14 protein-coding genes are annotated in these 12,816 nt (G+C 74.4%); 10 read left to right on the forward strand and 4 right to left on the reverse strand.

Features of this window, described 5'->3' with window-relative positions:
* Window positions 1-115: 115 nt before the first annotated feature.
* Window positions 116-895 carry an SDR family oxidoreductase gene (locus BM242_RS06915; protein ID WP_093837750.1) on the reverse strand — a complete coding sequence of 260 codons (780 nt, stop codon included), beginning with the start codon at window positions 893-895 and terminating at the stop codon, window positions 116-118.
* A 262-nt stretch (window positions 896-1,157) separates the two neighbouring features.
* On the opposite strand from BM242_RS06915, the gene BM242_RS06920 reads away from it, so the two are divergent.
* Together BM242_RS06920 and ygfZ are read left to right on the forward strand one after the other, a co-directional pair.
* Window positions 1,158-1,610 (forward strand): Fur family transcriptional regulator, encoded by a 453-nt coding sequence (locus BM242_RS06920; RefSeq protein ID WP_093837751.1) that lies wholly within the window; start codon window positions 1,158-1,160, stop codon window positions 1,608-1,610.
* 43 nt (window positions 1,611-1,653) lie between these two features.
* Entirely contained in the window at window positions 1,654-2,688 is a 1,035-nt protein-coding gene (gene ygfZ / locus BM242_RS06925; protein WP_093837752.1) for a CAF17-like 4Fe-4S cluster assembly/insertion protein YgfZ, read from the forward strand.
* Window positions 2,689-2,728: 40 nt separating this feature from the next.
* On the opposite strand, the gene dtd is transcribed toward ygfZ, so the two are convergent.
* Window positions 2,729-3,157, reverse strand: a complete 429-nt coding sequence (dtd, locus tag BM242_RS06930; RefSeq protein ID WP_093837867.1) for a D-aminoacyl-tRNA deacylase — start codon at window positions 3,155-3,157, stop codon at window positions 2,729-2,731.
* 153 nt (window positions 3,158-3,310) lie between these two features.
* Here dtd and BM242_RS06935 point away from each other — a divergent pair, with 153 nt between their 5' ends.
* The 3 genes from BM242_RS06935 (at window position 3,311) to BM242_RS06945 (ending at window position 6,408) form a co-directional block, all read left to right on the forward strand.
* Complete coding sequence (locus BM242_RS06935) at window positions 3,311-3,922, forward strand: RsiG family protein (RefSeq protein ID WP_093837753.1); 612 nt, start codon at window positions 3,311-3,313, stop codon at window positions 3,920-3,922.
* A 160-nt stretch (window positions 3,923-4,082) separates the two neighbouring features.
* Window positions 4,083-5,042, forward strand: coding sequence for an asparaginase (locus BM242_RS06940; protein ID WP_093837754.1), 960 nt, complete (start codon window positions 4,083-4,085; stop codon window positions 5,040-5,042).
* 115 nt (window positions 5,043-5,157) lie between these two features.
* Window positions 5,158-6,408: a GNAT family N-acetyltransferase gene (locus tag BM242_RS06945; RefSeq protein ID WP_093837755.1), complete on the forward strand. Its 1,251-nt coding sequence runs from the start codon at window positions 5,158-5,160 to the stop codon at window positions 6,406-6,408.
* A gap of 66 nt (window positions 6,409-6,474) precedes the next feature.
* Here BM242_RS06945 and BM242_RS06950 read toward each other — a convergent pair whose 3' ends face one another.
* A complete protein-coding gene (locus BM242_RS06950) occupies window positions 6,475-6,657 on the reverse strand; it encodes a hypothetical protein (RefSeq protein WP_093837756.1) in 183 nt (60 codons plus the stop codon).
* 246 nt (window positions 6,658-6,903) lie between these two features.
* Between BM242_RS06950 and BM242_RS06955 the strand changes: the two genes are divergently transcribed.
* From BM242_RS06955 to BM242_RS06975, 5 genes are all read left to right on the forward strand, one after another.
* Entirely contained in the window at window positions 6,904-7,743 is an 840-nt protein-coding gene (locus BM242_RS06955; RefSeq protein ID WP_093837757.1) for a GntR family transcriptional regulator, read from the forward strand.
* The gene (locus BM242_RS06960; RefSeq protein ID WP_093837758.1) at window positions 7,744-8,439 is read left to right on the forward strand and encodes an HAD family hydrolase; all 696 of its coding nucleotides are present in this window, start codon (window positions 7,744-7,746) and stop codon (window positions 8,437-8,439) included.
* Window positions 8,440-8,722: 283 nt separating this feature from the next.
* Window positions 8,723-9,838, forward strand: coding sequence for an aminoglycoside phosphotransferase family protein (locus BM242_RS06965; RefSeq protein WP_175541295.1), 1,116 nt, complete (start codon window positions 8,723-8,725; stop codon window positions 9,836-9,838).
* A gap of 94 nt (window positions 9,839-9,932) precedes the next feature.
* On the forward strand, window positions 9,933-10,232 hold the full coding sequence (locus BM242_RS06970) for a hypothetical protein (RefSeq protein ID WP_139238281.1): 300 nt from the start codon (window positions 9,933-9,935) through the stop codon (window positions 10,230-10,232).
* 2 nt (window positions 10,233-10,234) lie between these two features.
* The gene (locus tag BM242_RS06975) at window positions 10,235-10,480 is read left to right on the forward strand and encodes a hypothetical protein (protein WP_093837761.1); all 246 of its coding nucleotides are present in this window, start codon (window positions 10,235-10,237) and stop codon (window positions 10,478-10,480) included.
* A 24-nt stretch (window positions 10,481-10,504) separates the two neighbouring features.
* On the opposite strand, the gene BM242_RS06980 is transcribed toward BM242_RS06975, so the two are convergent.
* Window positions 10,505-12,715, reverse strand: a complete 2,211-nt coding sequence (locus tag BM242_RS06980; RefSeq protein WP_245833874.1) for an MMPL family transporter — start codon at window positions 12,713-12,715, stop codon at window positions 10,505-10,507.
* Between the last annotated feature and the right edge of the window lie 101 nt (window positions 12,716-12,816).

The raw sequence follows: 12,816 nt of genomic DNA on the forward strand, positions 1-12,816 counted from the left end.
GGAGTGCACTTGCGGCTGAGGCTCCCTGGCGCAGAGGTTCTTCTCCGGTGCCTCCGGAGCGCCGGGCACGCGGCAGCGGGCGGAGGACGGCCGATGAACCGGGGCGCAGCGGCGGTCACAGGGTGCGCAGGGCGCCGCCGTCCACGGCGATGAGGGAGCCGGTGACATAGCCGGCGGCCGGGGAGAGCAGGAAGGCGGCCACCCGTCCGAACTCCTCCGGGGTGCCGTAGCGGCGCAGCGGGATGGCGTCCAGCGCGGCCTGCCGCCCGGCCGGATCGGCGGCGTCGAGCCGGGCCAGCCGGTCGGTGGCGATCCGGCCCGGCATCAGGCCCAGCACCCGCACGCCCCGCGGGCCGTACTCGTCGGCCAGATCCTTGGCGGCCATGGCGAGTCCGGGCCGCAGGCCGTTGGAGATGCCCAGCCCGGTGAGCGGCGACCGGGCCGAGGTGGACAGCACCAGGGCGACCGCCCCGCCGTCCGGCTGCCCGGCCAGATGACCGGCGACCGTCCGGGCGCAGCGCAGCGCGCCCAGGAAGACGCTCTCGAAGGCGGCGCGCCACTGCTCGTCGGTGGCGGAGGCGGCGCTGCCGGGCGGCGGCCCGCCGACCGAGACCAGCGCGCCGTCCAGCCGGCCGAACCGCTCCAGGGCCAGGTCCAGCAGGCGCCGCGGGGTCCCCGGATCGGCCTGGTCGGCCGCCGCGCCCGCGGCGACGGCGGGACGGTCCGGGCCGGCCGGGCCGTTCAGCCGGTCCAGCGCGGCGTCCACGTTGGCCTGGTCGCGGGAGGAGATCACCACCCGGGCACCGTCGGCGACCAGTGCCGCGGCGGTGGCCAGGCCCAGGCCCTTGCTGCCGCCGGTGACGAGCCAGACCCGCCCGTGAAGTCCGAGATCCATGCGCGGTTCCCTCCGCTTGCGCCGGTTCCGGTTCCGGTTCCCGTTGCGGCAGCCGGATGATCATCGAGCATGCCGCCTGTCCCGTGCCCGTGGCAACGTCATGCGACCGATGTGCTTACGCGGCGCTGATGCGGGCAGCCGCAGAATTGTGGTGCCCAGTGGCGGCAGCCGCGCGGGTTTCCCCTCTCCCGCCCGGCTGCCGCCCGGGTCCAGGCCGCTCCGCGGGCCGTGTGCGGCGGCTCGCCACGCCTAGACTGGCCGGGTGGTGAGCACCGACTGGCAGACAGATCTGCGCAATCGCGGATACCGGCTGACTCCGCAGCGTCAGCTCGTGCTGGAGGCCGTCGAGAAGCTGGGACACGCCACCCCCGACGACATCCTCACCGAGGTACGGCGGACCGCCGGGGGTGTGAACGTCTCGACGGTGTACCGCACGCTGGAGCTGCTGGAGGAACTCGGGCTGGTCTCGCACGCCCATCTGGGGCATGGCCCGCCCACCTACCACCTCGCCGAGCGGCACCACCACATGCATCTGATGTGCCGGGACTGCGGCACGGTGCTGGAGGCGGACATGGACCTGGCCGCGCCGTTCGCCGAGAAGCTGCGCGAGGCCATGGGCTTCGAGACGGACATGAAGCACTTCGCGATCTTCGGCCGGTGCGCCGGCTGCGCCGCCGCCCTGCACGGCGAGGCCGCCGCCCGCGACGACCGCTGACCGGTCCGGCGGGGCCGTGGCGCGCGGAACGTACGCTGGAGGCATGTCCTCCGAGACCTCGTCCTCGTCCTCGTCTTCTCCGGCCTCCCCGGCCTCCCCGGCCTCCCCCGGGTATGCCAGCCCGCTGCTCGCCCTGCCCGGTGCCGTGGCCGCCGAGGCCCCGGACGCCGGGGTGGCCGCGCACTACGGCGACCTGTTCCGGGAACAGCGCGCCCTGGAGCACGGCGACGGTTTCGTGGACCTCTCGCACCGCGAGGTGGTCACCGTCACCGGCGAGGACCGGCTGAGCTGGCTGCATCTGCTGCTCACCCAGCATGTCTCCACGCTGCCTCCGGGCCGGGCCACCGAGGCGCTGATCCTTTCCGCCAAGGGCCACATCGAGCATGCCCTCTATCTGGTGGACGACGGCTCCACCACCTGGCTGCACACCGAGCCGGGCCGGGCCGACGCGCTGACCGGCTACCTGGAGAGCATGAAGTTCTTCTACCGGGTGGAGGTCGCGGTGCGCACCGCGGACTACGCGGTGGTCTTCCTGCCGGCCGGCTCGATCGCCGATCCGGGCCCGGACGCCGTGGTGCGGGAGACCGCCCACGGCCGGGACGTCTTCCTGCCCCGGGAGCGGCTGACGGACTTCGCCGCCGGGCACGGACCGGCCGCCGGGGTGCTGGCCCACGAGGCGCTGCGGGTGGCCGGCCACCGGCCCCGGCTGGGCCGGGAGACCGACCACCGCACCATCCCGCACGAGCTGGGCTGGATCGGCGGTGCGGTCCATCTCGACAAGGGCTGCTACCGGGGCCAGGAGACGGTGGCCCGGGTGCAGAACCTGGGCAAGCCCCCGCGCCGCCTGGTCTTCCTGCATCTGGACGGCAGCGAGGTCAAGCTGCCGGAGCACGGCGACCCGGTGCGGCTGGCCGCGGACGGCCCGGAGGGCCGCGCCCTGGGCTTTGTCACCACGGCCGCGCGCCACCATGAGCTGGGGCCGATCGCCCTGGCCCTGGTGAAGCGGAATGTTCCGCCGGACGCGGAGCTGCTGGCCGGGCCGACCGTGGCGGCGCAGGAGACCGTCGTCGCCCCCTGAGCTTCCGCGGGCCCCCGCCGGCCGGCGGCCGTCCTCACAGTCAGTCCACGTCCAGGAGTACGGTGAACGGCCCGTCGTTGGTCAGCGTCACCCGCATCCGGGCACCGAAGCGGCCGGTCTCCACCGTCGCGCCGAGCGCCCGCAGCTCCCGGCAGACTGCTTCCACCAGCGGCTCGGCCAGCTCGCCCGGGGCCGCCGCCTGCCAGGTGGGACGACGGCCCTTGCGTGCGTCCCCGTAGAGGGTGAACTGCGAGACCACCAGCAGCGGCGCTCCCGTGTCCGAGCAGGACTTCTCGCCCTCCAGGATGCGCAGGCCCCACAGCTTGCGGGCCAGCCCGGCGGCCTGCCGCTCGGTGTCGCCATGGGTGACGCCGACCAGGACGCACAGTCCCGGTCCGGTGATCTCCCCGACCGTCTCGCCGTCCACCACCACGGCCGCACCGTCGGCCCGCTGTACCACTGCTCGCATGTCCGCCATCATGCCGGAACGATCCACCGGCCCGGACGGCAGCCGGATGGGTGCCAAGGCGCTGCGCAAGAGGGATGCGCAGTGACACGATGCGTCCCACGGGGTACGTACCCGCGTGAGCAGCCACAAAAGGGGACGAGGGGTTATAAACCAATGATCACATCGAGAACTGGGGGAGAGCCGGCCGGGATTCCCACGGCTCGTGTCCCGGTCACGGAGATTTCCCCTCCGCCCACCGCACCGACCGCCACATCGCCCGCCGCCGCCGACGCGGCACCGGACGCCGAGGGCGGCCGGCCGGTGCGCGAGCTCAGCCTGCCGGAGCTGCGCGAGGCGCGCCGCCGGGCGCTGCGCGAGGAGTCCGACCTCAGCTTCATCCGGCGCCTGCTCCAGGGCCGCATCGACATCCTGCTGGCGGAGCTGCGGCACCGCAGCGCACCGCATGCCCCGGTGGTCGAGCAACTGCCCTCGATCCTGGCCGATCTGCCGTCCCGGCAGCGCTCGGCGCGCCATGTGACGCTGGGCCCGCCGGCCGGCGCGGAATACCGGGAACTGGCCGAGGCGGTGCTGGCCGAGATCGCGCTGTCCGATCTGTCCGCCCGCACCGACCAGGAGCTGCGGGAGGCGCTGGACCGGCTGGCCGGCTGCGAGGCGGGCATCTCCCGCCGCCGCCGGTCGCTGCATCGCACGGCCGACGAGTGCGGCGCCGAGATCACCCGCCGCTACCGGGACGGCGAGGCCCATATCGACGACCTCCTGACCTGACGGCGCGGCCCGCGCGGCCCATGGCCCGCGGCCCCCACGGCCGGCGGCGGGCCGTGGGCCGGTGTGCGGCGGCACCCCGCGGCGCTGATTCCTGTGGGCTTGTCGAGTATTGTCGGCGGCGCCCGTCGTCCATCGCCGTGTTCTTGGGGGGAGACCGCAGATGACCGTGGATGTGCCGACAGCCGCGCCGGTGCTGGCCGAGGTGGTGCGGTCCGGCTTTGTCGAGGGCCGGCACCGCGGCGCCCTGGTGGTGCTGGACGCGGACGGCTCGGTGCGGCGGGCCCTCGGCGACATCGCCTCGCCCGTCTACCCCCGCTCCAGCAGCAAGCCCATGCAGGCCGCCGCCGCGCTCCGGGCCGGCGCCGGGCTCTCCGGCCCGCGGCTGGCCCTGGCCGCCGCCAGCCACGCCGGGGAGGAGTTCCACCAGCGGCTGGTCCATGAGCTGCTCGCCGACGCCGGTCTGGACGAGACGGCCCTCGGCTGCCCGCCCGACCTGCCCCTGGACCGCCCGGCCGCCGAGGCGCAGCTCGCCGCCGGCCACGGCCGCACCCGTACCGCGATGAACTGTTCGGGCAAGCACGCCGGCATGCTCACCGCCTGCGTGGCCGCGGGCTGGTCCACCCATGACTACCTGGACCCCGGCCATCCGCTCCAGCTTCTGATCCGCGAATCCGTGGAGGCGGCCACCGGCGAGCCGGTCGCCCACACCGGGACGGACGGCTGTGGCGCGCCGCTGCTCGCCTACTCGCTCACCGGTCTGGCCCGGGCCTTCCGCGCCCATGTGCTGGCCGCGCCCGGCACCCCGGAGCGCCGGGTCGCGGACGCCATGCGCGCCCATCCCGAGTATGTGGCCGGTACCCGGCAGACCGACACCGCCGTCATGCGGGCCGTCCCCGGCGCGCTGGCCAAGGCGGGCGCCGAGGGCGTGCAGGCGGTCGCCCTGCCCGACGGCCGGGCCCTGGCCTTCAAGATCGAGGACGGCGGCGCCCGGGCCCGCGGCCCGGTGCTGGCCGCCGTCCTGGCCGGGCTGGGTGCCGGCTCCGCGGAGCTGGCCCGGGCCACCGGGTCGCCGCTGCTCGGCGGGGGCCGCCCGGTCGGAGAGGTGCGCGCCGTCATCTGACCGGCCGGCCGCCGCCGCTGCCCACGCCACCGCCGCTGCCGACGCCGCTGCCATGCCGCATCCGCCGTGGCGAAAATGCCTGGCGAAGCCCACTGGCCCGTGCCAGGGTCGGTTCATGGGTGTGGACATACGAGTAGTGGACGGCAATGTCGCCGACAGCGACGCCTGGTACCGCGGGCTGCATCACGGATTCACGCTGCCCCCGGCCTTCACCGAGGAGGAGCTCGCCCTCCGCCGGGCCAGGATCGATCTCCGCCGCGCCTGGGGCGCCTTCGACCAGGACCGCTGCGTGGCCACCTACCGCAGCTTCGACCAGCGGCTCACCGTCCCCGGCGGGCGTGATGTGGCCGCCAACGCCATCACCGCCGTCACCGTCTCCGCCACCCACCGGCGCCGGGGCCTGCTCACCCGGATGATCACCAGCGATCTCGCCGAGGCCAAGGAGCGCGGCGACACCGTCGCCACCCTGGTGGCCGCCGAGTACCCGATCTACGGCCGGTACGGCTTCGGCCCGGCCACCAGCACCACCGCCTGGGAGGTCGACCGCCTGCGCGCGGGCCTGGACCGCCGGGCTCCGGTGCCGGATCCCGCCGAGGGCGGCTCGATCGAGTTCCTCGACGGCGCCGAGGTGCGCAAGCTCGGCCCCGAGCTCTACGAGCGGTTCCGTCCGGGCTGCCCCGGCGCCATCGACCGGCCCGCCCTGTGGTGGGACCGGGCCACCGGCGAGGTGCGGATGACCCCGTCCTGGACGGAGCCCTTTCACGCCCTGCACCGGGACGCGGACGGCATCCCGCAGGGCATGGTGACCTTCCGCGCGGACACCCGCTGGACCAACGGCATGCCCGACGAGACCGCGACGGTGGCCTCGCTCTTCGCGGTCACCCCGGCCGCCGAGCGCGCCCTGTGGCACTTTCTGCTCTCGGTGGACTGGGTGACCCGGGTCAAGGCCGATCACCGCGCCCCCGACGACCTGCTGCCGGATCTGCTGCCCGACCCGCGCGCCGCCGCCGTCACCGACCAGGCCGACTTTCTGTGGCTGCGCCCGCTGGACATCCCGGCCATGCTCACCGCGCGCGGCTATCCGGCCGAGGGCGAGCTGGTGCTCCGGGTCGACGATCCCCTCGGGCTCACCGCGGGCAGCTATCTGCTGACCGCCTCGCCGCAGGGCGCCGACTGCGTCCCGACCAGCCGCCCCGCCGATCTGACGCTGGGCACGGGCGCGCTGGCCACGCTCTACCTCGGGGAGCGCAGCGCCGGCCGGCTGGCCCGGCTGGGCCGGCTGACGGAGGAGCGGCCGGGGGCCGCCGCCCGGGCCGACCTGCTCTTCCACACCCCGCGCCGCCCCTGGCTGCCCGACATCTTCTGACCGCTGACCGACCGCTTCCGGCCCGGGCCCGCACGGCCGAGGGGCGCCGCCGTCCGGCGGCGCCCCTCAGGGATTGAGCACAAGCATGACCAGTACGGTCGCCCCGATACTGGCGCACACCGCGTTGCGCCGGCTGACGCCGATGCGCAGCAACAGCAGGCCGATCACGCCTGCCAGGCCGAACTGGGTCTCCACCGCCTTCTCCACCGCCAGGCCGAGGGCGGCGAGGACCAGTACCTGCGTGAGCATGGTGCTGCCTCCTCCGCTCCGCTGTTATGGGCCGTTCCGTTCGTTCCGCTCCGCCCGGTGACCGCATCCGCCGTCCCAGCGACCGCCGCCCGCCCCGTCCGCCACCCCAGGGGAATCACGGCTATCTCTGGAGGAGTTGACCAAAGTTGGTCACCAAGTATGCCAAGTAGATGCCCGGTTGCTGGCAACTTGGAACCATAATCCGGAGCTCTGCCCTCAACTGACCGAAAGTCATATGCTTTCCGGATGACCGAGGAGAGCCGCATCGCCGACGTCCTCCGGCAGCGCATCCGTTCCGGGGAGCTGCCCCGCAACTCCCGGCTGCCCACCCAGCACGCCCTGGCCGAGGAGTTCGGCGTCAACCGCACCACCATCCGCCAGGCCCTGACCGTCCTGGAGCGGGAGGGTTATCTCACCGCCCGCGGGCGCGGCGCCCCGGCCGTGGTGACCAGCCCGGCCGCCGAGGCGCCCCGGCCGGCCGATGTGGAACTGGCCGAGCGGATCGCGCTGGCCTTCCGCTCCGAGCACGTCGCCATCGACGCCTTCTCGCTCACCACCGAGACCCTGAACGCCGCCCTGGCCCGGCCGCTGCTGGCCATCTCGGCCGGTGATCTGGCGCCGCGCTCCATCGCGGTACGGGTCATCGTCCCCCGCCCGGAAGGCACCCTGGCCTTCCCCCGGCTGGTCGCCGATCCCGGCGACCCGCGCCCGCTGGAGCGGCTGCGCCGCATCTCCGCCACCTTCTGCGGCTCCCTGCGCCACCAGTTGCTGTCCCTGGCCGAGCGCGGCCTGGTTCCCGAGGTGAGCGTGCAGATCCGGACCGTGGACGTGACCCCGCTGCTCAAGCTGTACCTACTCAACGGCACCGAGGCGCTGACCGGTTACTACCAGGTGGTGGCCCGGCCGGTCGGCTTCGGGGCGGAGGAGCTGGAGATGTACGACGTGCTGGGCCTCAGCTCGATGGTCTTCCGCTCCTCGGCCGACAAGGACCGCCGGGACGAGCAGGAGGCCGCCTTCGTGGCGGAGTCGCAGCGCTGGTTCGAGTCCCTCTGGTCAACAATTGCCCGGCCCGTCACACTGGGCTAGGTGCGGCAACTGCTGAGTGGCGTCGACAGTGTGCTCCTCGACTTCGACGGCCCGGTGTGCTCGCTCTTCGCCGCCCGCCCGGCCGCCGATGTGGCGCAGCGGCTGCGCGAGCTCGCCTGTGAGCTGGGCGTGGCGCCCCGGCTGCTGGCCCAGGGGCCGGCCGCCTCCGAGGACCCGCACGCGGTGCTGCTCGCCCTGGCCGGGACGACCGGCGTCCGGGGCCTGGCCCGCCGGCTGGAGCATGCCCTGACCCAGCAGGAGGTCCGGGCCGCCACCACCGCCCGGCCCACCCCCGGGGCACGGGAGCTGATCCACGCGCTCCAGGAGCGGGGCATCCGGCCGGCCATTGTCACCAACAACTCGCCGCTGGCCGTGACCGCCTATCTGACCGGGCAGCGGCTGCTCGCGCCGTTCGCCGGCCGGGTGCACGGCCGGGTCGCCGATCTCAGCCTGCTCAAGCCGCACCCGGACCCGGTGCGGCGCGCCCTGCGCTCCACCGGCACGGCCGCGGAACGCTCCGTGCTGATCGGGGATTCGCCCTCCGACCTGGCGGCGGCCCGGGCCGCCGGGGTGCCCTTTCTGGGCTTCGCGCCGCACGCCGCCGCCGAGTCGGCGTTGTGCGCGGCGGGCGCCCGCCATATCACGAGCTCCCTGCGCCGCGTGCGCCAGGCGCTGGGCGGCTCCACGTTCGGGTGACGTGCCCGCTCGGCCCATGCCCGGCCGCCCCGGGTGCGAAGTACCTTTCCCCTACCATCCGTTGCCCCCGGCCGCAGGCCGCCCCGGGCTCCGCCGCCCCGACCGGAACGGCTCACTCCGCTCCCGCCGTCACTGTCACCTCATGCACCACACAGACCCCGCAGCACCTCTCTCACACCATCAGACACACCTGACACACCTGTCTCACCTGACTCTTCTACCTCCTCTGACTCGTCTGACTCGTCTGCCTGCCGCACCCGCCCCTCCACCGCCGGGACACCGCATGAACCAGCCGACCGCCGGCCCCGCCGCCTCCTCCTCGTCGTCCTCCCGCTCTGCCGCCGCTGCCGACGCTGCCGCCGACGAGCTGCCGGGCACCACCGAGAGCCGTCTCGCCGGCTACCACCGGAGCTGGCGGGTGGTCCGCCCGCACGGCGAACTCGCCGCGCTGGGGCGGCTGAAGGCGGGCGGCCCGCGGATCGGGGTACCGCGGTTCGACCCGCGCTGCTTCCCCTCCGAGGAGGATCTGCTGGTGGAGCTGGCCAGGTACGGGGTCCCCCGGGTGCCGCCGGTGTACCGGCTGGGCAAAGGCGGCGGCCTCCAGGTGCACGGCTTCATCGAGGGCGAGCCGCTGTCCCGGCAGCGCCCGCCGCACGAACGTCTCACCGGCCGTCAGCTCGCCCAGCTCATGGCGCTGTTCTCGGCCATGGCACGCATCCGGCCGACCGACCTGGCCCTGCTGCACCACTGCCCGCCCCGGCACCGGCCGCGCACCAGCGGCGCCTTTCTGCGCACCCTGCTGCACTTCACCCGCCACCGGGTCTACACCCTGCACGCCGCCCGCTTCGCCGGGCTGTTCACCGCCTTCGGCGTGGACCCGGAGGTGCTCGCCCCGGACGGGCCGCTGGGCCGGGCCGCCGGCCGGCTCACCGACCGCCCGTTCTGTCTGCTCCATGGCGACCTGCACCGGGACAATCTGATCGTGGCGGCCGGGGACGGCGCGCTGTGGACCATCGACTGGGAACTGGCCCTGCTGGGCGACCCGGTCTACGACCTCGCCACCCATCTGCATCTCACCCACTACCCGCGGAGCCAGCAGCCCGCCGTGATCGGCCGCTGGGCCCGCACCATGCCCGCCGCGCTGCCCGGCGCGGCCGACGGCCTCGCCGCCGACCTGCCGGTCTATCTGGCCTACAAGCGGGTGCAGTCGGTCTTCACCGACGTCATCCGGCATGCGCTGGCGGTGCGGGCGGCGGACCGCGACCTCCGTCCGGTGCGCATCGCCCGCGCCACCCAGGCCGTCGGCACCGTCCTCACCCGCGCCGCCCCCGCCCTCGGCCTGGCCCGCATTCCCTCCCCCGCCACCATCGAACGCGCCTACACCCGCCTGGCCGGCTGAGCCCGCCCGCGGCCCGGACCACCTTCCGGTGTCCACGATCTTGTCGCGGTCACGGGGAGCTGGGAGCCTGTGCGGTATGGCGGAGGAGAAGCCTGTGCGCCGCGGAGAGCCCGTGCCGTTCCGGATGGCCGGGCCGGGCGGTGTCGTCGAGCTGCCGAGCACCATCGCGGGTATCCGGAGCCGGCTGCCGGAGGACGAACGAGTACAGTTCGACCTGGAAGTACGGGCGACCGGGGCCGGCGATCTGCCGGCCGTCCTGGCCCGCTGGGCGATGCACATCCCGACCGAACTCGACGATGCCGAGGAAGCGCTGGTGCTGCGGCTCAAGGACGGCGACTTCTCCGGGCTGACCTTCTCGGACGACGGCGACGACTCCTGGCGGAGCACCGGCTGACCATGTTCCGCATCGCCTACACCGATGAGGCTCTCGCCGAGCGCCGCACCATCCCCGCCGAACGGCGCAAGCCGTTCGAGGAGGGCATGCGCGAGATCGGCCGCTTTCCCTATGACAGCGGCTCATCGGCCGTGAAGGGCAACCGGGACCGCCGTGAGGCCACGGTCAGCGGCCTGGCCGTCATCCGCTACGAGGTCAGCCCTTCGGTGCTGATCGTCACCGTGCTGCGCCTGGTGCCCCTGCCCTGACCGCCCGGCCCGCGGCGGGCCGCCTCACCGGTGTCCGAGGTGCAGGCGCGGCAGGGTGCGGGCCAGCGGGGCCGGGAGCCACCAGGCGCGGCGGCCGAGAAGCTGCATCACGGCGGGGACCACCAGGCAGCGGATGATCACCGCGTCGATGAAGATGGCCGTGGCCAGGCCGAAGCCGAACTGCTGGAGCATCCGGTCGCCGCTGAGCATGAAGGCGCCGAAGACCACCACCATGATCGCGCCCGCCGCCGTGATCACGCCGCCGGTGTGGGCCAGACCCTCGCGCACCGCGCGGGCCGGGTCCCGGCTCAGCTCCCACTCCTCGTGGATGCGGGAGACCAGGAAGACCTCGTAGTCCATGGAGAGCCCGAAGACGATGGCGAAGATCATCACCGGGACGAAGGCCTCGACCGGTCCGGGCTCCATGCCCAGCATGCCGTGCTGGAACACCAGGGTGATGGCGCCCAGCGAGGCGCCGATGGAGAGCAGGTTGAGCACGGCGGCCTTGAGCGGGATCAGCACCGAGCGGAAGACCACCGTCAGCAGGACGACGGAGACGCCGACCACGATGGCGACGAACAGCGGCATCCGGTCGGCGACCTGGCCGGAGAAGTCCTCGACGGCCGCCGTGGCACCGCCGATCAGGAACTCCGCGCCGGTCTCGGCGGCCAGGGCGGGAGCGGTCTCGCCGCGGAGCCTGCGGACCAGGTCGGCGGTGGCCTCGTCCTGGGGCGCGGTCTCCGGGTAGAGGATGACGGTGGCGACCTCGCCGGACTCGCCGGTGACCGGGCCGAAAGCCCGGGCGACACCCGGGGTGGCGGCCAGGGTCTCGACGGCGGTCGCGGCGGCGCGCAGCGGGTCCGCGGTGCCGTCGCCGGTGCCGTCGCCGGCCGAGACGGCCACCACCAGCGGGCCGTTGAAACCGGGGCCGAAGCCCTCGGCCAGCAGGTCGTACGCCGCACGGCTGGTGGAGCCCACCGGATCGTTGCCCGCGTCGGCGAAGCCCAGACGCATCCCGGTGGCGGGCAGGGCCAGGGCGGTCAGGGAGACGACGGCGGCGAGCAGGGCGGCCACCGGGCGGCGCTGCACGGCCGCGCCGACGCGGCGCCAGTTGCCGCCCTGCCCGACCTGCCCGTCGTCCTTGCCCCGGGCGGCCCGCCGGGCGGCCTTCGCCCGGAACTGGCGGGCGAAGCGGTCGCCGAACATGCCCAGCAGCGCGGGCAGCAGGGTGAGCGAGGTGGCCATGGTGACGGCCACGGTCAGGGCGACCGCCAGCGCCACGCCCTGCAGCGAGCCCAGCCCCAGCGCCACCAGGCCGAGCAGCGCGACGATCACCGTGCAGCCGGCGAAGAAGACGGTGCGTCCGGCGGCGTCCAGCGCGCGGCGGGTGGCGAGCTCCGGCCCGGTGCCGGCGAGCAGTTCACCGCGGAAGCGGGCGAAGATCAGCAGCGCGTAGTCGATGCCGACGCCGAGGCCCACCAGCATCATGGTGTACGGGGTGTAGCTCGCGATGGTGAAGACGTGCGAGGCCAGGACGATGAGCCCGACCGTCGAACCGACCGCGAAGACGGCGCTGATCACCGGCAGCCCGGCGGCGATCACCGTGCCGAACATGAAGACCAGGATGACCAGCGCGGCCATGATGCCCGCGCCCTCGGCCGCCCCGCCCTCCGGCTGGGAGAGCCGGCGCGCCGCGTCGCCGCCCAGTTCCACGCGCAGTCCGTCCCCGGCGATGGTGCGGCCGGTGTCCAGGATCGCCTCGGCCTGCTCCAGGGTGAGGTCCTCGGCCTTGCCGTCCAGCACCACGGTGGCGAAGGCGATGGTGCCGTCCGCGGAGACGGCGCCGCCGTCCCCCTCGTACGGGCCGCGGGTCCCGGCGACCCCCGGCAGCCCGCCGACCTCGGCCAGCATGGACCCGACCCGGTCCCGGGTGGCCTCGCCGGTCACGCCGCCCGGGTCGTGCAGCACGAGCTGGAGGGTGTCGCCGGCGTCCTGCGGGCTGTGCTCCCGGAGGAGTTCGAAGGCACGCTGCGACTCGGTGCCGGGCAGCGAGTGGTCGTCGCGGTAGCTGTCGCCGACCGCCGAGGCGGCGCCCACGGTGCCGGCCAGCACCACCACCCACAGCAGCAGGGCGGCCCAGCGCCGGCGGTAGGAGAACGCCGCCAGGCGTGCGAAGACGCTGCCGCGGTCATGGCGCGGCGGGGTCCCGGGGGTCGGAAGAACGGGGGTTGTCACGGTTCTGCGCTCCTGTGCGAGAGGCGGGCCGGCGGCCCGGATGCGGCGACCGTGACGAGCCTGCGGGGACGGCCTGCGGCGGCGCGTCGCCCGGCAGTTGC

The sequence above is a fragment of the Streptomyces aidingensis genome (assembly GCF_900112355.1).
Lineage (GTDB): Bacteria > Actinomycetota > Actinomycetes > Streptomycetales > Streptomycetaceae > Streptomyces > Streptomyces aidingensis.

What these genes read in the sequence shown, in the direction of transcription:
- BM242_RS06945 (WP_093837755.1), top strand. Translation starts at nt 5,158, where the DNA reads ATGGGTGTGGACATACGAGTAGTGGACGGCAATGTCGCCGACAGCGAC.
- ygfZ (WP_093837752.1), top strand. Translation starts at nt 1,654, where the DNA reads ATGTCCTCCGAGACCTCGTCCTCGTCCTCGTCTTCTCCGGCCTCCCCG.
- BM242_RS06975 (WP_093837761.1), top strand. Translation starts at nt 10,235, where the DNA reads ATGTTCCGCATCGCCTACACCGATGAGGCTCTCGCCGAGCGCCGCACC.
- BM242_RS06935 (WP_093837753.1), top strand. Translation starts at nt 3,311, where the DNA reads ATGATCACATCGAGAACTGGGGGAGAGCCGGCCGGGATTCCCACGGCT.
- BM242_RS06950 (WP_093837756.1), bottom strand. Translation starts at nt 6,657, where the DNA reads ATGCTCACGCAGGTACTGGTCCTCGCCGCCCTCGGCCTGGCGGTGGAG.
- BM242_RS06915 (WP_093837750.1), bottom strand. Translation starts at nt 895, where the DNA reads ATGGATCTCGGACTTCACGGGCGGGTCTGGCTCGTCACCGGCGGCAGC.
- BM242_RS06965 (WP_175541295.1), top strand. Translation starts at nt 8,723, where the DNA reads ATGAACCAGCCGACCGCCGGCCCCGCCGCCTCCTCCTCGTCGTCCTCC.
- BM242_RS06940 (WP_093837754.1), top strand. Translation starts at nt 4,083, where the DNA reads ATGACCGTGGATGTGCCGACAGCCGCGCCGGTGCTGGCCGAGGTGGTG.
- BM242_RS06955 (WP_093837757.1), top strand. Translation starts at nt 6,904, where the DNA reads ATGACCGAGGAGAGCCGCATCGCCGACGTCCTCCGGCAGCGCATCCGT.
- dtd (WP_093837867.1), bottom strand. Translation starts at nt 3,157, where the DNA reads ATGCGAGCAGTGGTACAGCGGGCCGACGGTGCGGCCGTGGTGGTGGAC.